The following is a 23,413-nucleotide window of genomic DNA, read 5'->3' as shown; positions in this document are numbered from 1 at the left end:
GAAGTGTTTGGACGATCGACTGCGAGAAGAGAAAAACAGGGGAAACGAGGGCAGCTATCGCGGCTGAATCGAGAATGAGCACGACAATCAATGTTGCGGGAGGGAAATCCGTGTCGGCGGCCATGGCCGGTGAGATTGCCATTGCAACAGCCGCCGACATCATCGTGTCACAGATCCAGCACGAGCCGGGCCGGATCCTCCAGCGCCTCCTTCACCCGCACCAGGAAGGTCACCGCCTCCTTCCCGTCGACGATGCGGTGGTCGTAGGAGAGGGCGAGATACATCATCGGCCGCGCCTCGATCTTGCCGGCTCGCACGACCGGGCGCTCCTCGATGCGGTGCATGCCCAGGATGCCCGACTGCGGCGCGTTGAGGATCGGGGTTGACATCAGCGAGCCGTAGATGCCGCCGTTGGTGATGGTGAAGGTGCCGCCCTGCATCTCGTCGATGGAGAGCTTTCCGTCGCGCGCCTTTTTCCCGTAGCCGGCAATTGTCTTCTCGATCCCGGCGATGGAGAGGTCGTCGGCGTCGCGCACCACCGGCACCACGAGGCCCTTGTCGGTCCCGACCGCGATGCCGATGTGGTAGTAGTTCTTGTAGACGAGGTCGGTCCCGTCGATCTCGGCGTTCACCGCCGGCACGTCCTTGAGCGCGCCGATCACCGCCTTGGTGAAGAAGCCCATGAAGCCGAGCTTGGTGCCGTGCTTCTTCTCGAACATGTCCTTGTACTGAGCGCGCAGGGCCATCACGGCGCCCATGTCGACGTCGTTGAACGTCGTCAGCATCGCCGCCGTGTCCTGGGCGTCCTTGAGGCGCCGGGCGATGGTCTGGCGGAGCTTGGACATCTTCACGCGCTCTTCGCGCGCGGCGTCGTCGGGCTTCGAGGCCGGACGCGGCGCCGGAGGAGCCTTGGCCTCGCGGGCCGGCGCCGCGGCGGGGGTCGGCCCCTTGGCCGTGGCATCGATCATGTCGCCCTTGGTCACGCGGCCGTCCTTGCCGGTGCCGGCGAGGGTGGCGGGATCGATGCCGGATTCACGCGCCATCTTGGCCACCGCCGGGCCGTTGTCGCCTGAGGGGCGCGCGGCGGGCGATGCGCCCTCGCCGTGGTTGCCGTAGCCGGCCGAGGACTCGGTGGCGGGCGCGGAATCGGCCGGCTTCGCGCCTTCGGACCGGGACTCCGCCTTGGTCTCCGTCGCCTTCGCCTCGGCCTTCTTCGGCGCGGGCTTGGCCCCGCCCGCCCCCGCCTCGACGATCGAGCCGAGCAGGGCGCCGGGCTCCACCGTCTCACCGTCCTTGGCGACGATCTCGCCGAGTTCGCCGGCGGCCGGCGCGTTGACCTCGAGGGTGACCTTGTCGGTCTCGAGTTCCACCAGCGGCTCGTCGGCCGCCACGATGTCGCCCGGCTTCTTGAACCAGCGGCCGATCGTGGCCTCGCTCACGGATTCGCCGAGCGTCGGGACGAGGATGTCGGTTGCCATGTGGTTTCGTCCCCGGAGGGTTGGGGCCGCGGCGGGCGCGGCCTGACAAGGAGAGGGCGCGGCCGTCAGACGGCCAGCGCCTCGTTGAGGAAGGCCGCGAGCTGCGCCTGGTGCTTGGAGAGCAGGCCCACCGCGGTGGAGGCCGAGGCCGGGCGGCCGACGTAGCGGGCGCGCTTCACCGAGGCGCCGGCCTGGCCGAGCACCCATTCGAGGTAGGGCTCGACGAAGGCCCAGGGACCCATGTTCTTGGGTTCCTCCTGGCACCACACCACCTCGGCGTTGCGGAAGCGGGCCATCTCCGTGGCCAGCGCCTTCAGGGGGAACGGGTAGAGCTGCTCGACGCGCATCAGGTAGACGTCGCTGAGCCCGCGCTTCTCGCGCTCGTCAAACAGGTCGTAATAGACCTTGCCCGAGCACAGCACGACGCGGCGGATCTTCTCGTCGCGCACCAGCTTGATGCCGTCCGGCTCGTGCTGGGCATCGTCCCACAGGATGCGGTGGAAGGTCGAGCCCTCCGCCAGCATGTCGAGGTTCGACACCGCCTTCTTGTGGCGCAGCAAGGACTTGGGCGTCATCAGCACCAGCGGCTTGCGGAACTCGCGGTTGAGCTGGCGCCGCAGGATGTGGAAGTAGTTCGAGGGCGTGGTCACGTTGGCGACCTGCATGTTGTCCTCGGCGCACATCTGCAGGAAGCGCTCCAGGCGGGCGGAGGAATGCTCCGGCCCCTGGCCCTCGTAGCCGTGCGGCAGCAGCAGGGTCAGGCCCGACATGCGCAGCCACTTGCGCTCGCCGCTCGAGATGAACTGGTCGATCACCACCTGCGCGCCGTTGGCGAAATCGCCGAACTGCGCCTCCCACAGCACCAGGGCGTTGGGCTCGGCCAGGGAGTAGCCGTACTCGAACCCGAGCACCGCCTCCTCGGAGAGCATCGAGTTGATGACCTCGAGGCTGGCCTGGCCCTCGCGGATCGAGTTCAGCGAGGTGTAGCGCTGCTCGTTTTCCTGGTCGATCACCACGGCGTGGCGCTGCGAGAAGGTGCCGCGCTCGACGTCCTGCCCCGAGAGGCGGACGCGGTGGCCCTCGATCAGCATCGAGCCGAAGGCCAGCGCCTCGGCGGTGGCCCAGTCGATCCCCTTGCCGGTCTCCACCGCCTTGGCGCGGTTGTCGAAGAACCGCTGGATGGTGCGGTGGAGGTGGAAGCCCGGCGGCGGCGTGGTGATGCGCTGGGCGATCTCGCGCAGCGTCTCGGCCGGCACGCTGGTCTTGCCCCGGCGGGGATCGTCCACGTCCTCGCGCACCGCCTTGAAGCCGGACCAGCGGCCGTCGAGCCAATCGGCCTTGTTGGCCTTGTAGTTGCCAGCGACCTCGAGCTCGCCGTCGAGGATGGCACGGAACGCCGCCTTGCGCTCGGCCAGCTGCTCCTCGGTGATCACGCCGTCGGCGACGAGACGCTTGCCGTAGGTCTCCAGCGCGGTCGGATGCTTGCGGATGCGCTGGTACATCTTGGGCTGGGTGAAGGCCGGCTCGTCGCCCTCGTTGTGGCCGAAGCGCCGGTAGCACAGCATGTCGATGACCACCGGCTTGCCGAACTTCTGGCGGTACTCGGTGGCGATCTTGGCGGCGAAAGTCACCGCCTCGGGGTCGTCGCCGTTGCAGTGGAAGATCGGCGCCTCCACCATCTTGGCGACGTCCGACGGATACGGCGAGGAGCGCGAGAACCGCGGGTCGGTGGTGAAGCCGATCTGGTTGTTGATGATGAAGTGGATCGAGCCGCCGGTGCGGTGGCCCTTGAGGCCCGACAGGCCGAGGCACTCGGCCACCACGCCCTGGCCCGCGAAGGCGGCGTCGCCGTGGATGAGGAGCGGCATCACGCTGGTGCGCTGCACGTTCGGCTTGGCGCGCTGGTCCTGCTTGGCGCGCACCTTCCCCAGCACCACCGGATCGACGATCTCGAGGTGGGACGGGTTGGCGGTGAGCGAGAGGTGGACGTTGTTGTCGTCGAAGGTGCGGTCGGACGAGGCACCGAGGTGATACTTCACGTCGCCCGAGCCCTCGACCTCGGCCGGGTTCGCCGAGCCGCCCTTGAACTCGTTGAACACCGCCCGGAAGGGCTTGGCCATCACGTTGGTGAGCACGTTCAGCCGGCCGCGGTGGGCCATGCCGAGGACGATCTCCTTCACGCCGAGCGCGCCGCCGCGCTTGATGATCTGCTCCAGGGCCGGGATCATCGATTCCGAGCCGTCGAGGCCGAAGCGCTTGGTGCCGGTGTACTTGAGGTCCAGGAACTTCTCGAAGCCCTCGGCCTCGATCAGCTTGTTGAGGATCGCGCGCTTGCCCTCGGGCGTGAACGAGATCTCCTTGCCCCGGCCCTCGATGCGCTCCTGGATCCACGCCTTCTCGGTGGGATCGGAGATGTGCATGAACTCGACGCCGAGCGTCTGGCAGTAGGTCCGCTCCAGGATCTCGACGATCTCGCGGATGGTCGCGTATTCGAGGCCGAGCACGTTGTCGAGGAAGATCGGGCGGTCCCAATCCGCCTCCTCGAAACCGTAGTGCTGGGGGTGCAGCTCGGCCTGGTCGCCGCGCTGGGCGAGGCCGAGGGGGTCGAGCTTGGCGTGGAGATGGCCACGCATGCGGTAGGCGCGGATCAGCATGATCGCGCGCACGGAATCCTTGGTCGCCTGCTCGATGGAGGCGGCGCTGGCGGCCGGGGCCGCGGCCCCGTTGGCGGCCTTGGGCTCCACCTTCGCCGTGTCGGATTTGGCGCGGATCTTGTCGCCGATCGCCTTCTCGACCGTGGCCCAGTTGCCGTCCAGCGCCGAGACGATCTCGCCGTTGGCCTGCACCGGCCAGTGCGGCTTCTCCCAGGATGCGCCGGCGGCGTTCTTCTCGGCCAGCGCCCTGTCGTCGCCCAGCGACTTGAAGAACGCGGCCCAGGCCGGATCCACCGAGGCCGGATCGCGGAAATAGTCCGCCTGCAGGGCCTCGATGTAGGCGGCGTTGCCGCCGGTGAGGAAGGAAGTCCCGAGCGCCGTGTCGTTCGCGTCCATCCGTGCCATCGGTCGTTCATCCTGCCGCTGGAGAGCCCGCCCCTCGGGCCCTCGTCCGGGTCGGCCCCGACCCGGGTTGTCGATCGATGCAGGGCTCAACCCAGCATCGCCATCTTCATATAGGTGCGGCGCACCGGAATGCACCGCACCGCAAACGCGGCCTCAACCCTTCAGCACCTCGACGAGGGTCGAACCGAGGCGGGCCGGCGAGGGCGAGACCCGGATGCCGGCCGCTTCCATGGCGGCGATCTTGTCCTCGGCGCCGCCCTTGCCGCCGGAGATGATGGCGCCGGCGTGCCCCATGCGCCGGCCCGGAGGCGCGGTGCGCCCCGCGATGAAGCCGACCATCGGTTTCTTGCGGCCGCGCTTGGCCTCGTCGGCGAGGAACTGCGCCGCTTCCTCCTCGGCCGAGCCGCCGATCTCGCCGATCATCACGATCGATTCGGTCCTGTCGTCGGCAAGGAACAGTTCGAGCATGGCGATGAACTCGGTGCCCTTGACCGGATCGCCGCCGATACCCACCGCCGTGGTCTGGCCGAGCCCCGCGTTCGAGGTCTGGAACACGGCCTCGTAGGTCAGGGTGCCCGAGCGCGAGACGATGCCCACCGAGCCGCGCTTGAAGATGTTAGCCGGCATGATGCCGATCTTGCACTCGCCCGCCGTGACGATGCCGGGACAGTTCGGCCCGACGAGGCGAGACTTCGAGCCTTCCAGCGCGCGCTTGACCCGCACCATGTCGAGCACCGGGATGCCCTCCGTGATGCAGACGATCAGCGGGATCTCGGCCTGGATCGCCTCGCAGATGGCGTCGGCCGCGCCCGGCGGCGGCACGTAGACGACGGAGGCATCCGCACCCGTAGCCTCGCGGGCCTCGGCCACCGTGTCGAAGACCGGCAGGTTGAGGTGCTTGGAACCGCCTTTGCCAGGCGAGGTGCCGCCGACCATCTTGGTGCCGTAGGCGATGGCCTGCTCGGAATGGAAGGTCCCGTTCTTGCCGGTGAAGCCCTGGCAGATGACCTTGGTGTTCGCGTCGATCAGGATGGACATGGGTACTCTCAGCCCTTCTTCACGGCGGCGACGATCTTCTGGGCGGCGTCGTCGAGGTCGTCGGCCGAGATCACGTTCAGCCCCGAGTTGCGGATGATGTCCTTGCCCTGCTCGACGTTGGTGCCCTCCAGGCGCACCACCAGCGGCACCTGCAGGCCCACCGCCTTCACCGCAGCGATGACGCCGCGGGCGATGACGTCGCACTTCATGATCCCGCCGAAGATGTTGACGAGGATGCCCTTCACCTGCGGGTCGGCGGTGATGATCTTGAAGGCCGCGGTGACCTTCTCCTCGCTCGCGCCGCCGCCGACGTCGAGGAAGTTGGCCGGCTCCTCGCCGTAGAGCTTGATGATGTCGAGGGTCGCCATGGCGAGGCCCGCGCCGTTGACCATGCAGCCGATGGTGCCGTCGAGGGCGATGTAGGCGAGGTCGTATTTCGAGGCCTCGATCTCCTTGGCGTCCTCCTCGGTTTCGTCGCGCAGGGCCACGATGTCGGGGTGGCGGTAGAGGGCGTTGGAGTCGAACGAGATCTTGGCGTCCAGGCATTTGAGATGACCGTCGCCGGTGAGCACCAGCGGGTTGATCTCGAGCATGCTCATGTCCTTGGCGGTGAACGCCGTATAGAGCCTGGTGACGAGATCGCCCGCTTCCTTGGCCTGCGGGCCGGTGAGCCCGAGGGTCTTGGCGACGAGGCGACCGTGGTGGGGCATCACGCCGGTGGCCGGATCGACCGAGAAGGTGACGATCTTCTCCGGCGTCTCGTGGGCCACCGTCTCGATGTCCATGCCGCCCTCGGTGGAGACCACGAAGGCGACCTTGCCGGTCTCGCGGTCCACCAGCATCGAGAGGTAGAACTCCGCCTCGATCTGGGCGCCCTCCTCGATGTAGAGGCGGTTGACCTGCTTGCCGGCCTCGCCGGTCTGGATCGTCACCAGGGTCTCGCCGAGCATTTCGCCGGCAAACTGCTTGACCTCGTCGATGGACTTGGTGACGCGCACGCCGCCCTTGGCCCCGGCCGGCGCGCCCTTGAACGTGCCCTTGCCGCGCCCGCCCGCATGGATCTGCGACTTCACCACCCAGACCGGGCCGCCCAGTTCCCTGGCGGCGGCCTCGGCCTCCTCGGCCTTGAAGATCGGAACGCCGCGCGAGACCGGCAGGCCGAATTCCTTGAGCACCGCCTTGGCCTGGTATTCGTGGATGTTCATCGCAACCTCTTTTGGATGGGGCGAATAGGGAGTAGCGAATAGGGAATAGTCATCGAGGAAGCGGATCGGCGAGCCTGAAACCTGCTATTCGCCACTCACTATTCGCTATTCGCCCATTGTCACGCCAATGCCGGATTGATGCCCTTGCACGCCTCGAGCAGCGTCTTTACCGCGCCCACCGACTTGTCGAACATCGCCTTCTCGTCGGGCGTGAACTCCACCTCGAGGATGCGCTCGACGCCGTTTGCGCCGATGACGATCGGCACGCCGACGTACATGCCGTCGATGCCGTATTCGCCGGAGAGATGGGCGGCGCAGGGCAGCACCCGGCGCTTGTCGCGCAGGTAGCTCTCGGCCATGGCGATGGCCGACGCCGCCGGGGCGTAGAAGGCCGAGCCGGTCTTGAGCAGGTTGACGATCTCGCCGCCCCCTTTACGGGTGCGCTCGACCATGGCGTCGAGCTTTTCCTGTGTGGTCCAGCCGAGCTTGACCAGGTCGGGCAGCGGCACGCCGGCCACGGTGGAGTAGCGCACCAGCGGCACCATGTCATCGCCGTGGCCGCCGAGCACGAAGGCGGTGACGTCCTCCACCGAGACCTTGAACTCGTCCGCGAGGAAGTGGCGGAAGCGGGCGGAATCGAGGACGCCGGCCATGCCGACGACCTTGTTCGTGGACAAGCCCGAGAACTTCTGCAGCGCCCAGACCATGGCATCGAGCGGGTTGGTGATGCAGATCACGAAGGCGTCCGGCGCGTGGTTCTTGATGCCGGTGCCGACGGCCTCCATCACCTTGAGGTTGATGCCGATGAGGTCGTCGCGGCTCATGCCGGGCTTCCTCGGCACGCCGGCGGTGACGATCACCACGTCGGCGCCGCTGATCGCGGCGTAATCGCTGGCGCCGGAGTAATGGGCGTCGAAGCCGTCGACGGGAGCCGATTCGGCGATGTCGAGGCCTTTGCCCTGGGGCACGCCGTCGGCGATGTCGAACAGGACGACGTCGCCGAGTTCCTTCAGGCCCGCCAGATGCGCGAGGGTTCCGCCGATCTGCCCGGCGCCGATGAGCGCGATCTTGCTGCGTGCCATGAAAAACGACCTCCGATGGTGATGGCTGCCCACGGTTGCGATGCCGAGCCGTCGGTCGTCGAACCGCGGACCGGGCTTCCCGCCCGCTCTCGTTGCGCCGGGGTGTGGCGGAAAAGGCGCGCCGCTTCAAGCCGACGGGAGGCGAGGGAAAGCAGGGTTCGGGCCAGCCGGCGCCCGGCAGGGTTTTCGATGCCCCAAAGAACGCGAGGCTTCCCAGTCTCTTAGGGCGAGGACGGCGACATCGCTTCGGCGGCGAAGCAGTCGTGACAGCGGGTCGGATCTGTCACTTCGGCAGCAGCGGGCCGGAGGTCAGAGCTGGCCGGAACGCAGGCTGCGCTGAATCGCCTGGATCACCACGCCGAAGCGCAGATCGACGAGGTCGCGCGGCAGGTCGGCGTCGTTCTGGATCGCGAGGGGGTGGGTAAAGCGGTAGCTCGCATCGAAGATGTAGGCGATGGCCCGCTCGCGGTCGCGGGCGACGAAGGCCCCGGCGCCGATGCCTTCCTCGACCACCCGCTCGACCAGGTTGCGCAGGCGGACCCGGTGCCGGCGGGCGATCGGCCGTGCCGCCACCGCGGCATCGAGGTGGACCGCGAAGAGATGGGGCGCCTGCGACAGGGTCTCGCGCTGGGCCGCGGCCAGGGCGGTGAGCAGCCGCTCGATCTTGTCGTCGGCGGGGTCCGGCGCGTCGGCGATCCGGGCGAGCTCGGCCTCGACGTCGCGCAGCCAGCGCCCGACCACGGCGTCGAGGAGAGCGTCCTTCGAGGGAAAGTAGCGATAGACGTTGGCGTGGGTCATGCCGGCCTCGGCGGCCACCGCAACGACGGTGACGCGCTTGGGGCCCAGCCGGGCGAGATGGTCCGAGGCGATGGCGAGCAGGCGCACGTCGGCCGAGACCGTGGCCGGGCGCGACCGGAGGGCGACCCGCAGCGGTCGGACCGCAGGGGTGACGGACGCCTCCGGTGCCGACTCGGCCGGGGCGGGGACGGGCTCGCCCACGACGGCCGGCTCTTGAACCGGCCCCTGCGGCACCGCCGCGACCACGGCGACGGGCGTCGCGGATCGCTTGGTGAAGGCATCCCGTCCGCGGGCCGCCGCGTTCCGGTGGGCGCGCGCCCGCATCGGCACCATGTCCTCTTCGAAAGGCGGCCGGCACGCAGACCGTGTATCCGCGCCCGGCAGCCCTGAGTCAGTCGCATAGCCTGTCAGAACCGGTTCTTCCAGGCCCGCAGGGCGGTGAAAACCTCCACCGGTGCCGCCTGCGCGGAAAGATTCACGGCTTTGGCGAGGGTCGCCTGGTCGGATCGCAGGAACGGGTTGGTGGCGCGCTCCATCCCGATGGTGGTCGGGATCAGGAACCGGCCTTCGCCGGCCGCCGCCTCGGCCTCGGCCATGCGCGCGGTGAGCGCGGCATTGTCGGGCTCGGCGGCCAGCGCGAAGCGGGCGTTGGCCAGCACGTAGTCGTGGCCGCTGTAGACCTGCGTCGCGTCGGGCAGGGCCAGGAACCGGCTCAGGGAGTGCCACAGCACCTCCGGCGGCCCTTCGAGAATGCGGCCGCAGCCCAGGGTGAACAGGGTGTCGCCGGCGAAGGCGACCCCAGCCTGCCCGAACACGTAGGAGACGTGGTCGTCGCAATGGCCCGGCGTCTCCCAGACCTCGGCGGCGAGCTCGCCGATCCGCACGACGTCGCCCTCCTTCACGGTCCGGTCGACCTCAGGCACCGCGCCACCCGCCTTGAGCGGCGCCGTGACCTTGGCGCCGGTGCGCCGCTTGACCTCGGGGATGCCCTCGACGTGGTCGCCGTGGCGGTGGGTGACCAGGATGTCGGTCAGCGTCCAGCCGGTCTCGTCGAGGGCGGCCAGCACCGCGGCGGCCTCGGGCACATCGATGGCGGCGCAGGCCCCGGTGGCGGGATCGCGCAGGAGCACGCCGATGTTGTCGCTGCGGCAGAGGAAGGTGCGGATCTCGGGGCGAGGGTCGGTCATGGCGGGGTTCACTCCATCGTTCGGCGGTCGAAGAACATGAGGTAGAGCAGGCGGTTCCGTGCGCGGCGCGGGTTGCCGGGCGCGCCCGCGATCCCCATTGATGGCCCTCGTCGGGCTTCCACGGCCCGGACGGGCCGGAACCGCAACGCCATGCGTCTCGACGTCACCGATCTGCGCGCCTTCTACGCCACGCCGCTCGGCAGCGTGACCCACCGCATCGTCGGCCGCGCGGTCCACGGCTTCCTCGGCTCCGTCTCCGGCCTGAGGGTGCTCGGGCTCGGCTACGCGACCCCCTACCTCACCACCGTGCATTGCATCGCCGAGCGCACGCTGGCCTTCATGCCCGCCACGCAGGGCGTGGTGAACTGGCCCGGCAGCGGCCGCTCGGCCTCGGCGCTCGCCGACCTGACGATGATGCCCCTGCCGGAGGCGGCGGTGGACCGCGTCATCCTGGTCCATGCCCTCGAATCGGTGGAGAGCCCCACCGAACTGCTGCAGGAGGTCTGGCGGGTATTGACGCCGGGGGGGCGCATGATCCTCGTCGTGCCCAACCGCCGTGGCGTCTGGGCCCGGCGCGAGGCGACGCCGTTCGGCCACGGCCAGCCCTACAGCCGCTCGCAGCTCGGCCGGCTGATGCGCAGCACCCTGTTCTCGCCGGAGGGCTGGGCCGAGACCCTGTACATGCCACCGGTGGAGAGCCGCCTGTGGCTGCGCACCGCCGGGGCCTGGGAGCGGTTCGGCACCGGCCTGTCGCTGCCCTTCGCCGGGCTGCACGTGGTCGACGCGACCAAGCAGCTGTATCGTCCGATTCCCGTGCATCAGGTCCGGCGCAGCACCCTGCGCGCGCCCGCCCGGGTCCTGGTCCCCGCTCCCTCACCGGGCTGACGCGATGACCGACGCCATCAGCCTGGAAGCCGGGGTCGCGAGCTTCCTCCTGGCGCTCTCGACCCTGTTCTCCATCGTCAACCCGGTGGGGGCCGCCCTCATCTTCGCGCAGGTGACGGCGCAGAACAGCCATGCCGAGCGCCTCGAGCTCGCCCGGCGGATCGGCTTCTACGCGGCGCTGATCATGCTGGCTGCGCTCTGGGCCGGGGCGCCGATCCTCAACTTCTTCGGCGTCTCGCTGGCGGCCCTGCGGATCGCCGGCGGCCTCGTGGTCGGCGCCTCGGCGTGGACGCTGCTGCGCGCACCCGAGGCCCGCGAGGCGCGCAAGCACGCCGAGGCGCAGGAGCCGGCCGGCAACCTCGCCGAGATCGCCTTCTTCCCCCTCACCCTGCCCTTCACCACCGGCCCCGGCACCATCGCGGTGGCGATCGCGCTGGGCTCGAACCGACCGCCGGCCGGGCCGGAATCCGTCGGCTTCTTCGTGGGCGTGTCGCTCGCCGCCCTCGTCATCGCGGCGATGGTACGCATCGCCTACGGCTCGGCCGACCGGGTCGTCTCGCTGATCGGCCCGGGCCGGGCGCGGGTGCTCGGCCGGCTCTCGGCCTTCCTGCTCCTGTGCGTCGGCACCCAGATCTTCCTCAACGGCGTCGTCGACGTGCTCGGGCCGCTGCTGGCGGGGCGCAAGTCGTGAGGTGAATCACCTGTCGTGGCTCAGCAGGAAATGCGTAAGCTGATCGCCTGTCGGCGCCTTCACGCTCCGGCGGCACCCGCACGCGTGAGTTCGTCCGTTATGACCGTCGCGAGCGTTCCCGGAGGCTCGGAGAACTCGATGATACTCTCGCGGACGACGGCGACGATCGTCCCGTCCGTACCCGCCGTCAGGACGGCGCCGTCGTCGGAGGGACGTCGCTCAGGAGTACCACCTCGTCGAGTCGACGAAATTTAACTCTTGGTACCGTCCGTCCTTGACCGGAAGTAATCACTGAAATTTGATCCTCAACAGAAATAATGATGGACTTGTAAGAGAGATTATACCCGCCGGAGCACGTTGCCAAAATATTTCGCAGAAATCGAACCAAAAATAAACGTCATTCCCAGAAGCGCAGTAAGACCTTGTGTAGCGCTACTATTGTATGGGTAAGGTTTTATCCAAAGTACAATCGATGACAATATCAAAAATATAATGATGATTAAAAATAAAATTGTAAACAACAAACCAAAAATAATTTGCAGAAATGTATTACGAAATTTCCAATTTTTTCTCTGCCACATGAAGTTACCGTTCCGCGTGTGATAAAACGTGATCGCAAAAGACGAGACCCCAGCAGTTAATACGAGCATGTTCATAAAGCTCGTTATCAAGTGGTATGATCCACCCTCAATAACTACGACATACAACAATAAAGCAGTTAAAAATGTAGGAGCGACGGCCTGAAATTCATATTTATTTGAAATCGGCATATTTTCAAGCATATTAATTCACCGTGAAAATGAAGTCATTATTATTTTTGATCAAAATAATTAAGGCGAGATTTTATCCCGTTAAATTACTACGAATTTACACTTTCCACCCGTGGCGGACCTAAGGCTTGGGCCACAAGCGTCAGATTCGGGATAATAAATTTCCAAGATTCGTCCGCGGCTCTTCAGTTTCGCAACAAGTCATGGGCCGCAATCGTCATAAGCGGAACGATACGCCGTTCCTTCCACCCCGCAAGTAGCACGCAGTTCGAGAGCGGACATCGAATCGAGAGGGACACGCGCCGAGCACGCGTCTTGGCAGAGCCGGCCCCAGGCTGTACCGCCAGCCGGAACGGTCGGAGGACAGCATGCGGCTCGTGGTGGTGGGCGCCGACGGGCGCATGGGGCGGATGCTGATCCGCGCGGTGGCCGAGGCCGAGGGCTGCACGCTGTCGGGGGCGATCGAGCGCGAGGGCTCGCCCGCGCTGGGCCAGGATGCCGGGACGCTGGCCGGCATCGGGGCTTTGGGCGTGCCCGTCACCGACGATCCGCTGCCGGTCTTCGCCGCCGCCGAGGGCGTGCTCGATTTCACCGTGCCGGCGGCCACCATCGTCTTTGCCGAACTCGCCGCCCAGGCGCGGATCGTCCACGTGGTCGGCACCACCGGGATGGACGAGGCCCACCTCGCCAGGCTGGCGGCCGCGGCCCATCACGCCAGGATCGTGCGCTCGGGCAACATGTCCCTCGGGGTCAACCTCGTGGCCGGGCTGGTACGCAAGGTCGCCGCGGCCCTCGGCGAGGACTTCGACATCGAGATCGTCGAGATGCATCACCGCATGAAGGTCGATGCGCCCTCGGGCACCGCCCTGCTCCTGGGCGAGGCGGCGGCGGACGGGCGCGGCGTCGCCCTGCCCGATGTGCGCGTCTCGACCCGCGACGGCCACACCGGCGCGCGCCGACCCGGCGACATCGGGTTCGCCACCCTGCGCGGCGGCAGCGTGGTCGGCGACCACAGCGTGGTCTTCGCCGGCCCCGGCGAGCGCATCACGCTCTCCCACCACGCCGAGGACCGCGCCATCTTCGCCCGCGGCGCGGTGCGCGCAGCGCGATGGGCCTTCGCCCGGCCGCCGGGCCTCTACGGCATGGCCGACGTGCTCGGGCTCTGATAGACGCGCTCGGCAAACGGCGCCCGCGTCATCGCGCGTTCAGGCTCGGGCAGGCATCAGCCGTGGCGGCGCACGTTTGTGCACCGCACCATCCACGACCGAAGGGATCGTTGCCCCATGGAGCGTCTGCTCGTCCTCGCTCGCCACGGCCAGAGCGAGTGGAACCTCAAGAAGCTGTTCACCGGCTGGCGCGACCCCGAACTGACCGAGCTCGGCATCGCCGAGGCCCGCACCGCCGGTCGCTGGCTCAAGGGCCAGGGTTTCGCCTTCGACGTCGCCTTCACCTCCAACCTGCGCCGGGCCCAGGACACCTGCTCGCTGATGCTGGAGGAGATGGGGCAGGGCGGTCTCGAGACCCACCGTGCCGAAGCCCTCAACGAGCGCGACTACGGCGACCTGTCGGGCCTCAACAAGGACGACGCCCGCGAGCGCTGGGGCGACGAGCAGGTGCGCCAGTGGCGCCGCTCCTACGACGTGCCGCCCCCCGGCGGCGAGAGCCTGAAGGACACCGCCGCCCGGGTGCTGCCCTACTACATCCAGTTCATCCTGCCCCGCGTCATGAACGGCGAGCGCGTGCTGGTGGCCGCCCACGGCAACTCCCTGCGCGCCCTGGTGATGGTCCTCGACGGCATGACCACCAAGACCATCGCCAGCCTCGAGATCGCCACCGGCATCCCGCTCGTCTACCACCTCAAGTCCGACACCACGGTGGAGAGCAAGTCGGTGCTGGAGCGCGACATCGACCAGGACCACTGATCCGGTCGATGGCCGCCGCCTCGCCCGGCGTGGTGCTGGCCCCGGGGCTCGTGCACCATCCGGGCTACCTCGACGCGGCGGCGCGCGACCGGCTCTGGACGGAGCTGGCGCGGGCGATGGACGAGGCCCCACCCTACACGCCGCGGATGCCGCGCACCGGCCGGCCGTTCTCGGTGCGGATGACCAACTGCGGCGCCCTCGGCTGGGTCTCGGACGAGGTCGGCTACCGCTACCAGGCGCATCACCCCGAGACCGGCCGGCCCTGGCCGGCGATGCCCTCGCTGGCGCTGCGCGCCTGGGCCGACCTGTCGGGCTACCATGCCGAGCCGGAGGCCTGCCTCGTCAACCTCTACGGCCCGGCCGCGCGCATGGGCCTGCACCAGGACCGCGACGAAGAGGCGCTGGATGCCCCGGTCGTCTCCCTGTCCCTGGGGGCCACCGCGCTGTTCCGCTACGGCGGGCTGCGGCGCGGCGACCCGACCCGGTCCGTCCGGCTCCGCTCGGGCGACGCCCTGGTGATCGGCGGGGTCTCCCGCCTGATCCACCACGGCGTCGACCGGCTGCTGCCGGCCGTGCCCGATCTTCTGGGCGAAGCGGGGGACGCGACGATTCCGGCGGTCATGGCCGATCGCCTGCCGGCCGGGGGGCGCTGTAATCTCACGTTGCGGCGGGTGCGGGTGCCCATGAGATCCGGCCACGCTTGACAGGGGAGGGATGTGGGCCGACCTCATCGGGGATCGAGACACGGCTCGGGGCGGCCCGACTGCCCCAAGCCGGCTGTCCCAAGACCGCCCACAGTGCCCGGAGACCAGGACCCGATGCGTCTGCGTGATTGTCTGCGCCCCTGTGCGGCGCTGGTGCTGAGCCTCGGCCTCACCGCGGCTGCCCTCGCGGCCGACGTGGTCTATCCGCCCAGCTCCCGCTTCGGGTTCACGCCGCCCTCCGACATGGCCCCCTCCAAGCGCTTCTCCGGGTTCGAGCGCCTGGAGGGCGGCGCCACGCTCTCGGTGGTGGAGCTGCCGCCCAGCGCCTACGTCGACCTCGAGAAGAGTTTCACCGACGAGAACCTGAAGTCGCAGGGCTTCGTCGTCTCGAGCCGCGAGGCGATCAAGGTCGCCGGCGAGGTCGACGCGGTGCTGTTCACCGGCGAGCAGCCGGTGGCCGAGCCGGCGGGCGCGCCCCCGATCAAGAAATGGCTGCTCCTCGTGGGCGATCCCACGGTCACCGGCATCATCATCGCCCAGAGCGTGCCCGGGGCGGAGACCGAGGAGACCATGCGCGGCATGCTCACGGGCGTGCACATCCGCCCCGCGCTCACCCTTCAGGAGCAGGTGGCGGCCCTGCCCTTCAAGGTCGGCACCGCCGCGGGCTTCCGCCCGGTCCGGGTGCTGGCCGGCAACTCGATGCTGATGACCTACGGCGCCAACGACGAGGTCAGCAACCTCGACCAGCCGATCCTGGTCCTGGCCCAGGCGGTGCAGCAGCCCCCCGCCGCCGACCAGCGCGAGGCCTTCGCCAGGGCCGCCCTCTATTCCAACCAGACCATGAAGGACTTCGTGATCGAGCGGTCGCAGAGCTACCGCCAGAACGGGGTCGACTGGCACGAGATGGTGGCCCGCGCCAAGGACCTGCCCACCGACATCCCGGTGGTGATCTCGCAGACCATCCGGTTCGCGCCCGACGGATACCTGCGCGCCGTCGGGGTGGTCCGCGCCGAACAGCGCGACGCCACCCTGTCGCGGTTCCGCGATGTCGTCGACAGCATCCAGCTCAAGTAGCGAGACCTCGCTCGAGGGTCTCGGACCGGACGCCATGTTCCGATCCGAGGCACTGGACGTCGTCGCTCAGGCCGCGTCGTCGGCCGCCGGGCCGGCCGCGGCCTTCGGGCCGCCCTTGGCGACGCCGACGAGGGCCGGGCGCAGCACCCTGTCGCCGAGCACGTAGCCGGCCTGCATCACCTGCACCACGGTGCCGCTCGGCACCTCGGCATCGGGCACCTCGAACATCGCCTGGTGGCGGTTGGGATCGAACTTCTGGCCCTTGGGCTCCAGGAGCTTGACGCCGTGGCGCTCGAAGGTCTTGGCGAGGTCGCGCTCGGTGAGCTCGATGCCGTCGAGCAGCGCCTTGAAGGCGCCGTCGGCGGTCTCGCGGGCGTCCGCCGGCACGCTCTCGATGGCGCGGCGGATGTTGTCGGCGGCGGTGAGCAGGTCGCGGGCGAAGTTGGTGACCGCGTAGGTGCGCGCGTCGGCGACCTCGCGCTCGGTGCGGCGGCGCAGGTTCTCCATCTCCGCCAGGGTGCGCAGGGTCCGGTCCTTGAACTCGTCGCGCTCGGCCATCAGCGTCGCCAGGGCTTCGGCGTGCTTGACGTCGCCGTTGGCGGAATCGGATTCGGCGGCCTGCGCCTCGCCGGGGGCGGACTCGTGGGCTGCCTGCGAGGCCTCGCTCGCCTCGCGCCGGTCCTCGTGCTCCATGTCGGTGGCCATCATCGGTTGTCGTCGATCGTTGAAGGAAAAGGGATGTCGGGGTCGCGGGTGATATCAGGCCCTCGCCGCCCGAAATCAAGTTGACCGGTCCTCACGCCTCGCGCGGCGGCGGCGAGTCGACCAGGGCTTCCAGCCCCTCGGCCCGCAGCGCCGCCACGTCGCCGGCGAAAACCTCCATCACCGCGTTGCGGATCGCCACCTGCCGGTCGGGCTGGGTGACGCGGGTGCCGGTGAGGTCGGTGACGTAGAAGACGTCCACCGCCCGCTCGCCGAAGGTGGCGACATGGGCCGACGTGATGTTGAGGCTCAGCCGGCTCAGCGCCGTGGTCAGCTCGTAGAGCAAGCCCGGCCGGTCCAGCCCGGTGATCTCCACCACGGTCTCGCGGCTCGACAGGGCGTTGTCGATCGCCATGTCGGGCGGCACCAGGAAGGTGGTGGTGCGCGCGCTCGGGGGGTGCTTGTCGGCCACGAGGTCGGCGATGCGGATCTCGCCCTTGAGCGCCTTCTCGATCGCCATCGTGATGCGGCCGGCCCGGCGCAGCTCGTCCTCGTCCCGGTCGAAGGCGCGGGAGATGAAGATCGAATCGAGGGCGAAGCCGTCGGTGGTGGTGAAGATCTGCGCATCCACGATGTTGCCACCCGAGGCCGCGCAGGCGCCGGTGACGATGGCGAGCAGGCGCGGGTGGTCGGGGGAATAGATCGTGATCTCGGTGATGCCGCGGGCCGGGTCGGTCTCGCAGGCGGTGGCCACGGTGCGGCCCTGGGCGGCCAGGCGGTCGACGAAGCCGGCGTGCTTGAACTGGCGGGCGGAATCGACCTTGAGCCAGTAGGCCTGGTTGTGGCGGCCGGCATAGGCGTCGAAGGTGCCCGACTCCCAGTCGGCGAGCTGCTCGCGCAGGGCCATCTGGATGAGGCGGACCCGGTCGGTCCGGGCGATCTCGGAGTGGCCGCCCGAGAGCATCACCTCGGTCTCGTCGTAGAGGGTGCGCAGGAGCGTGCCCTTCCAGGCGGTCCACACGCCCGGGCCCACCGCCTTGATGTCGGCCACCGTCAGGATGGTGAGGAGCTTGAGGCGTTCCAGCGTCTGGACCACGCCCGCGAACTTCTCGATGGTCTTGGGGTCGGACAGGTCGCGGCTCTGGGCGGTCATCGACATCAGGAGATGGTGCTCGACGAGCCAGGCCACGGTCTCCGTCTCGGCCGGGCTGAGGCCGAAGCGGGGGCCGACCTTGAGGGCGATGGCGGCACCGGCGATGGAGTGGTCCTCCGGCCGGCCCTTGGCGATGTCGTGCAGGAGCACCGCCACGTAGAGGGCGCGCCGGTTGCTGATGGTGTTGATCAGGCGCGTGACCAGGGGGTGGTCCTCGGTCACCCGTCCCGAATCGATCGCCGCCAGCACGCCCAGCGAGCGCAGCAGGTGCTCGTCCACCGTGAAGTGGTGGTACATGTTGAACTGCATCATCGCGACGATGCGGCCGAAATCCGGGATGAAGCGGCCGAGCACGCCGGCCTCGTTCATCAGCCGCAGGATGGTCTCGGGCGAGTTCTTCGAGGTCAGGATGTCGAGGAACAGCCGGTTGGCCTCCCCGTCGGCCCGCAGGGAATGGCCGATCAGCCGCTGCGAGCGGTTGGCCAGGCGCGTCGCGTCCGGATGGATCGGCAGGTTGTGGCGGTCGGCCAGCCAGAACAGGCGGATCAGGTTGACCGGATCGCGCACGAAGGCGTCGCCGTCCTTGACGTTGATGCGGCCGTGGTCGTCCACGAAGTCCTCGGCCTCGATGGCGGAGGCGCGGAAGCGGTCGCGGAACCGGCCGATCCAGCGGTCGAGCACCGGGGTGCGCTTGGCGTGGCGCGCCTCCAGGGCGGCACAGACGATGGCGGTGAGGTCGCCGACGTCCTTGGCGATCAGGAAGTAGGCCTTCATGAACCGCTCGACGCCCGAGAGCCCGCCGCGGGGGCCGTAGCCGAAGCGCTCGGCGATCTTCGGCTGCAGGCCGAAGGACAGCCGCTCCTCCGAGCGGCCGGTGACGAAGTGCATGTGGCAGCGCACCCGCCACAGCAGCTCCTCGCAGCGCTCGAACAAGCGGTACTCCTCCGGCGTGAACAGGCCGGCGGGCACGAGCTCGCTCTGGTCGCGCACCCGGTAGGTGTACTTGGCGATCCAGAACAGGGTGTTGAGGTCGCGCAGCCCCCCCTTGCCGTCCTTGACGTTGGGCTCGACGAGGTAGCGCGAGGCCCCAGACTTGCTCACGCGCCCGTCGCGCTCGCGCAGCTTGGCCTCGACGAATTCCGGTGCGGTCCACATCACGAGCTCGGTGTCGAAGCGCGTCACCAGCTCCTCGAACAGGACCCGCGACCCGAACAGGAAACGCGCTTCCAAGAGGGCGGTGCGGATCGTCATGTCCGCCTTGCCCTCGCGCAGGCACTCCTCCACCGAGCGGGTGGCGTGGCCGACCTTGAGCTTGAGGTCCCACAGCACGTAGAGCATCGCCTCGACGACGCTCTCCGACCACGCGGTCTGCTTGTAGGGCAGCAGGAACAGGAGATCGATGTCCGAGCCCGGCGCCATCGTGCCCCGGCCGTAGCCGCCGGTGGCGACCACGGCCAGCTGCTCGCCGGACGACGGGTTGTCGTTGGGATAGAGCCGCCAGACCACGGCGTCGTGGATGGCGCGCACCACCGCATCGGTCAGCGCGCTGATGCGCCTGGCGCAGGCGACGCCGTCGCGCTCCTGCATCAGGCGCTCCTCGGCGTCCTTGTGCCCGGCCGCGATCACCGCCCGCAGTTCCGGCACCAGCACGGCGCGCAACTGCGTCGCCTCGCGGGCATCCCGCGGCAGGGCATCGAGGACGGACTTGAGGCTTGCGGCAGCGTCGAACATCGCGCTCCCGTAGCATGTTAAGCCGTCGCCGACAGCGGGCTCGCGGTGCGGGGAAACCACCGCATAGGGGCAGCGCGCGAGGAAGGCTGGACCGGTGCGGCTTGCGCACGAGCGGCACAAGGGATTTTGACCCACAGCCGATTAAAACGTATCTACATCGACGATACGCCCGTGAGTCGATATGGCTCGCCTGAGCGTACATCTCGTTGATACCGGCGCGGATCGAAAAATGTTCGTTCAGTTCTCACGGTGGGGCAACAGCCTCGCCATCCGCATTCCTGCGCACATCCTGCGGGATGTGGGCGCCAGCGAAGGCAGCGGTGCCGAGTTGCGCGTCGAAGATGGACAGATCGTCATTTCCCCCCGCGCGACTCAGCCTCGCTACACGTTCGAGGAACTGCTCGCCGGCATCACGAAAGACAACCTCCATGACGAGCAGTTCGTCGGGCCTCCCGTCGGAAACGAGTTCTGGTGAAACACGTTATTGTCCCGATCTCGGAGACATCATCGTTCTGAACTTCAGTCCGCATGGCGGGACGGAGCAGGGTTTCTGGCGTCCGGTGCTTGTGCTGACACCCCGATCCTACAATGACCTCGTCGGGCGATGCTTCGCGTGCCCCATCACCAGTCGCGGACGCGGCTACCCCTACGAGGTCGCCCTGCCACCCGAACACGGGACCCACGGCTTCGTACTGGCTGATCAGGGTAAGCCCCTTTCCTGGGCCGACCGTGGAGCGCGTTTCTCCAACATGGCCCCAGACAGCGTCATCGCAGAAGTCAAAGCGAAGATCGCCGCCTTCCTCCAACTCCCCTGAAGCGTTCTCTTCAGCGGATTTTCCGTTTGACACTCCGAACGCGATTGCCTAGCTCACCCCTGTGAGCCCGCGTCGACGGGCATCGGGGAGCTCCGCCATGCACCTGTCCCGTCGCGGCCTCGCGAGCGCCGCCCTCGCCCTGTTGCTCTCGCACGGCGCGGCCTTCGCCGCCGACGTGAAGGAGATCCGGCTCGACTGGGCGACCTACAACCCGGTCAGCCTCGTCCTCAAGGACAAGGGCTTCCTCGAAGAGGCGCTCAAGGACAAGGGCATCAAGGTCCGCTGGACCCAGTCGCTCGGCTCCAACAAGGCGCTGGAATTCCTCAACGCCGGCGCCATCGACATCGGCTCCTCGGCCGGCGCCGCCGCCCTGCTGGCGCGCATCAACGGCAACCCGATCAAGGCGATCTACGCCTTCTCGCGCCCGGAATGGACCGCGCTCGTCACCCGCAAGGACACCGGCATCGCCAAGCCCGCCGACCTCAAGGGCAAGCGCATCGCCGTCACCCGCGGCACCGATCCGCACATCTTCCTGATCCGCGCCCTGCAGGGGGCTGGCCTCACCGAGAAGGACGCCAAGCTCGTCCTGCTGCAGCATGCCGACGGACGCGCCGCCCTCGAGCGCGGCGACGTCGATGCCTGGGCCGGCCTCGACCCGATGATGGCGGCCTCCGAGATCGAGGGCGGCAACGTCCTGTTCTTCCGCGATGCCTCCGCCAACACCTGGGGCGTGCTCGACGTGCGCGAGGATTTCGCCACCGCCAACCCCGAGCTCGTCAAGGCGGTGATCGCCGCCTACGAGCAGGCCCGCGCCTACGCCATCGCCAACCCGGATTCGCTGAAGCAGGCCCTCGTGGCTGCCACCAAGCTGCCCGAGCCGGTGATCGCCCGCCAGATCGAGCGCACCGACCTCACCCAGCCCGTCGTCGGCGCCGCCCAGGCCCAGAGCATCGAGGCGGCGGGCGTGGCATTGCAGCAGGCCGGCGTGGTCCCCGCCGAGGTCGACGTGAAGGCGGCGGTGGCCGGCCTGATCGACACGCGGTTCGCGCCCGTCACGGCCCGCTGAGCGTCCGCCCATGGCCTCGTCCGGCAGCGCGGCCACCCCACGGCCGAAGGTTTCCTGGGGCTCGGCCGGCCAGGTCGTCCTCGGGCTCCTGCTACCGCTGGCGGTGGCGCTCGGCTGGGAGTTCGCGGTGCGGGCCGGCCTGGCGCAGGGGCGGCTGCTGCCGCCGCCGAGCCGGATCGTCGCCGCCCTCCAGGCGATGGCCGTCTCGGGCGACCTGTGGCTGCACGTCAACGCCACCCTCACCCGCGTCGGCCTCGGCTTCGTGCTGGGCGCCACCGCCGGCATCGCGGTGGGCGCGCTCACCGGCACGCTGCCCTTCGCCCGCCACCTCCTCGATCCGACCCTGCAGGCCCTGCGGGCGGTGCCCTCGCTGGCCTGGGTGCCGCTGTTCATCCTGTGGCTCGGCATCCTCGAGACGCCCAAGGTGGTGCTGATCGCGGTGGGGGTGTTCTTCCCGGTCTACATCGGGGTGGCCGGGGCCATCGCCTCGGTCGACCGCAAGCTGATCGAGGTCGGCCGCATCTTCCGCCTGTCGAAGGCGGCGCTCGCCCGGCGCATCCTCCTGCCCGCCGTGCTGCCGGCCACCCTGGTGGCCCTGCGCACCGGCCTCGGGCTCGGCTTCCTGTTCGTGGTGGCCGCCGAGCTGATGGGCGCCTCGGAGGGGCTCGGCTACCTCCTCGTGGACGGGCAGCAGTTCAGCCGGGCCGACCAGATCCTGGCGGCGATCATCGCCTTCGCGATCCTGGGCAAGCTCGCCGACGCCGTCCTCGTGGCCCTGACCCGGCCCCTGACCCGCTGGCAGGATACCGCCCGCGAGATCATGTAGCGGCTCAGGCCGGATCGGGCCGCACCCGCGCCCCGAAGATCGCGGTCCCCACCCGCACATGGGTGGCGCCCATCTGGATCGCGGCCTCGTAGTCGGCGCTCATCCCCATCGAGAGCATGGGCAGGCCGTGGCGCTCGGCGATGGCGGCCAGGAGCCCGAAATGCGCCGAGGGCGGGTCCTCGGCGGGCGGAATGCACATCAGGCCCGAGATCGTCAGCCCGTGGGTGTCGCGGCACTCGGCCAGCAGCGTGTCGACCTGCGCGGGCGAGACGCCGCCCTTCTGCGGCTCGTCGCCGGTGTTGACCTGGACGAGCAGTTTCGGGGAACGCCCGACGCGGGCGATCTCCTTGGCCAGCGCGGCGGCCAGCGACAGCCGGTCGAGGCCGTGGATGACGTCGAACAGCTCCACCGCCTCGCGGGCCTTGTTGGATTGCAAAGGCCCGACGAGGTGCAGTTCGACGTCGGGGAAGCGCTCGCGCAGGGCCGGCCACTTGGCCTTGGATTCCTGCACGTAGTTCTCGCCGAACACCCGCTGCCCGGCCTCCAGGGCGGTGAGGATGCCCTCCGCCGCGATGGTCTTGGAGACCGCGACCAGGGTGACGGTCGCCGGATCGCGCCCGTGGTCCCCGGCGGCGCGGCGGATGCCCTCCAGGGTCGCGGCGAGCCCGGCGGCGACGTCGGCGGTGGGGGGGTGGGTCTCGGCCATGGGTGCCCTCACGGATCATCTTGCAGCGTCGTGCGCCAGTAGCATCCGCCACAGACCCCGCGAAGCGCGGCGTTCCCCGGTATCGGACCGAGGGCGGAGCAGGCGCCCCCGATCTATCGCGTGCAGGACGGGTCGCCGCCGGGGCACGTCAGCTGGTCGAGGAGATCCGCGGTCCTCCGCCCCGTGAGGTCGCGCTTGCAGTCGCCGACCAGGAACGGCGCCAGGGTGCCGTTGTTGCCGGGGTCTTGCGTGTCGTAGCCGGACCGGAGCTCGCATTCCCGGTCGCGAAACACGATCCAGGCCCGCTGCGCGGCGACGAGGTTGCGCCTGCCGTTGGCATCGAGCCGGTCGCCGAGCTGCCGGTACGCCCGGTTCAGGGCCGCGTCGGCCTCGCCGAGCGCCGCGCCGATGCAGGCATTCCTGTCCTGCTGCGCCTCGAGGTCCGCGCAAGGCCTCGTCGCCGCGACGGCGACGCCGGGGAGGCAGAGCGCGACGAGAAGGACGGCGAGACGGCGCATGGT

At 68.8% G+C, this 23,413-nt stretch carries 21 protein-coding genes; 10 read left to right on the top strand and 11 right to left on the bottom strand.

Annotated features, from left to right (window positions below):
- Nucleotides 1-167 precede the first annotated feature (167 nt).
- From odhB to gloB, 7 genes are all read right to left on the bottom strand, one after another.
- Nucleotides 168-1,478, bottom strand: a complete 1,311-nt coding sequence (gene odhB / locus ASG59_RS14505) for a 2-oxoglutarate dehydrogenase complex dihydrolipoyllysine-residue succinyltransferase (RefSeq protein WP_056409572.1) — start codon at nt 1,476-1,478, stop codon at nt 168-170.
- Nucleotides 1,479-1,543: 65 nt separating this feature from the next.
- Complete coding sequence (locus ASG59_RS14500) at nt 1,544-4,537, bottom strand: 2-oxoglutarate dehydrogenase E1 component (protein ID WP_055880712.1); 2,994 nt, start codon at nt 4,535-4,537, stop codon at nt 1,544-1,546.
- A gap of 153 nt (nt 4,538-4,690) precedes the next feature.
- The gene (gene sucD, locus ASG59_RS14495) at nt 4,691-5,575 is read right to left on the bottom strand and encodes a succinate--CoA ligase subunit alpha (protein WP_055880710.1); all 885 of its coding nucleotides are present in this window, start codon (nt 5,573-5,575) and stop codon (nt 4,691-4,693) included.
- 8 nt (nt 5,576-5,583) lie between these two features.
- Nucleotides 5,584-6,780, bottom strand: coding sequence for an ADP-forming succinate--CoA ligase subunit beta (gene sucC / locus ASG59_RS14490; RefSeq protein WP_055880707.1), 1,197 nt, complete (start codon nt 6,778-6,780; stop codon nt 5,584-5,586).
- A 119-nt stretch (nt 6,781-6,899) separates the two neighbouring features.
- On the bottom strand, nt 6,900-7,862 hold the full coding sequence (gene mdh, locus ASG59_RS14485) for a malate dehydrogenase (protein ID WP_056409566.1): 963 nt from the start codon (nt 7,860-7,862) through the stop codon (nt 6,900-6,902).
- A gap of 309 nt (nt 7,863-8,171) precedes the next feature.
- On the bottom strand, nt 8,172-8,792 hold the full coding sequence (locus ASG59_RS14480) for a TetR family transcriptional regulator (RefSeq protein WP_338011763.1): 621 nt from the start codon (nt 8,790-8,792) through the stop codon (nt 8,172-8,174).
- Nucleotides 8,793-9,067: 275 nt separating this feature from the next.
- Nucleotides 9,068-9,847, bottom strand: coding sequence for a hydroxyacylglutathione hydrolase (gene gloB / locus ASG59_RS14475; RefSeq protein ID WP_056409564.1), 780 nt, complete (start codon nt 9,845-9,847; stop codon nt 9,068-9,070).
- Nucleotides 9,848-9,997: 150 nt separating this feature from the next.
- On the opposite strand from gloB, the gene ASG59_RS14470 reads away from it, so the two are divergent.
- The 6 genes from ASG59_RS14470 (at nt 9,998) to ASG59_RS14445 (ending at nt 15,893) form a co-directional block, all read left to right on the top strand.
- Nucleotides 9,998-10,732 (top strand): class I SAM-dependent methyltransferase, encoded by a 735-nt coding sequence (locus ASG59_RS14470; protein WP_055880701.1) that lies wholly within the window; start codon nt 9,998-10,000, stop codon nt 10,730-10,732.
- Nucleotides 10,733-10,736: 4 nt separating this feature from the next.
- Complete coding sequence (locus ASG59_RS14465) at nt 10,737-11,423, top strand: MarC family protein (RefSeq protein WP_056409561.1); 687 nt, start codon at nt 10,737-10,739, stop codon at nt 11,421-11,423.
- A 1,138-nt stretch (nt 11,424-12,561) separates the two neighbouring features.
- Nucleotides 12,562-13,359, top strand: a complete 798-nt coding sequence (gene dapB, locus ASG59_RS14460) for a 4-hydroxy-tetrahydrodipicolinate reductase (RefSeq protein ID WP_056409560.1) — start codon at nt 12,562-12,564, stop codon at nt 13,357-13,359.
- 117 nt (nt 13,360-13,476) lie between these two features.
- Complete coding sequence (locus tag ASG59_RS14455) at nt 13,477-14,115, top strand: 2,3-bisphosphoglycerate-dependent phosphoglycerate mutase (RefSeq protein ID WP_055880687.1); 639 nt, start codon at nt 13,477-13,479, stop codon at nt 14,113-14,115.
- An 8-nt stretch (nt 14,116-14,123) separates the two neighbouring features.
- On the top strand, nt 14,124-14,819 hold the full coding sequence (locus ASG59_RS14450; protein ID WP_055880685.1) for an alpha-ketoglutarate-dependent dioxygenase AlkB: 696 nt from the start codon (nt 14,124-14,126) through the stop codon (nt 14,817-14,819).
- A gap of 114 nt (nt 14,820-14,933) precedes the next feature.
- The gene (locus tag ASG59_RS14445) at nt 14,934-15,893 is read left to right on the top strand and encodes a hypothetical protein (protein WP_055880682.1); all 960 of its coding nucleotides are present in this window, start codon (nt 14,934-14,936) and stop codon (nt 15,891-15,893) included.
- 66 nt (nt 15,894-15,959) lie between these two features.
- Here the strand turns inward: ASG59_RS14445 and grpE are convergent, their stop codons facing one another.
- A complete protein-coding gene (gene grpE / locus ASG59_RS14440; protein ID WP_056409557.1) occupies nt 15,960-16,601 on the bottom strand; it encodes a nucleotide exchange factor GrpE in 642 nt (213 codons plus the stop codon).
- An 88-nt stretch (nt 16,602-16,689) separates the two neighbouring features.
- On the bottom strand, nt 16,690-19,479 hold the full coding sequence (locus ASG59_RS14435; protein WP_055880677.1) for a [protein-PII] uridylyltransferase: 2,790 nt from the start codon (nt 19,477-19,479) through the stop codon (nt 16,690-16,692).
- A gap of 229 nt (nt 19,480-19,708) precedes the next feature.
- Here ASG59_RS14435 and ASG59_RS14430 point away from each other — a divergent pair, with 229 nt between their 5' ends.
- From ASG59_RS14430 to ASG59_RS14420, 4 genes are all read left to right on the top strand, one after another.
- Nucleotides 19,709-19,954 carry an AbrB/MazE/SpoVT family DNA-binding domain-containing protein gene (locus tag ASG59_RS14430; protein WP_056281028.1) on the top strand — a complete coding sequence of 82 codons (246 nt, stop codon included), beginning with the start codon at nt 19,709-19,711 and terminating at the stop codon, nt 19,952-19,954.
- Nucleotides 19,908-20,294 carry a type II toxin-antitoxin system PemK/MazF family toxin gene (locus ASG59_RS20045; RefSeq protein WP_082528772.1) on the top strand — a complete coding sequence of 129 codons (387 nt, stop codon included), beginning with the start codon at nt 19,908-19,910 and terminating at the stop codon, nt 20,292-20,294. Before ASG59_RS14430 ends, ASG59_RS20045 begins: the two co-directional genes overlap by 47 nt.
- Before the next feature lie 97 nt (nt 20,295-20,391).
- On the top strand, nt 20,392-21,360 hold the full coding sequence (locus ASG59_RS14425) for an aliphatic sulfonate ABC transporter substrate-binding protein (RefSeq protein ID WP_056409555.1): 969 nt from the start codon (nt 20,392-20,394) through the stop codon (nt 21,358-21,360).
- 10 nt (nt 21,361-21,370) lie between these two features.
- The gene (locus ASG59_RS14420; protein ID WP_055880668.1) at nt 21,371-22,186 is read left to right on the top strand and encodes an ABC transporter permease; all 816 of its coding nucleotides are present in this window, start codon (nt 21,371-21,373) and stop codon (nt 22,184-22,186) included.
- Nucleotides 22,187-22,190: 4 nt separating this feature from the next.
- On the opposite strand, the gene ASG59_RS14415 is transcribed toward ASG59_RS14420, so the two are convergent.
- Together ASG59_RS14415 and ASG59_RS14410 are read right to left on the bottom strand one after the other, a co-directional pair.
- Entirely contained in the window at nt 22,191-22,892 is a 702-nt protein-coding gene (locus ASG59_RS14415) for a YggS family pyridoxal phosphate-dependent enzyme (protein WP_055880663.1), read from the bottom strand.
- Between the two features lie 113 nt (nt 22,893-23,005).
- Nucleotides 23,006-23,410 (bottom strand): lysozyme inhibitor LprI family protein, encoded by a 405-nt coding sequence (locus ASG59_RS14410; protein ID WP_055880660.1) that lies wholly within the window; start codon nt 23,408-23,410, stop codon nt 23,006-23,008.
- Nucleotides 23,411-23,413 lie beyond the last annotated feature (3 nt).

The organism is Methylobacterium sp. Leaf466 (genome assembly GCF_001425565.1).
Lineage (GTDB): Bacteria > Pseudomonadota > Alphaproteobacteria > Rhizobiales > Beijerinckiaceae > Methylobacterium.
Note: the sequence above shows the minus strand (reverse complement) of the source record. Positions and strands in the feature narration are given on the sequence as shown.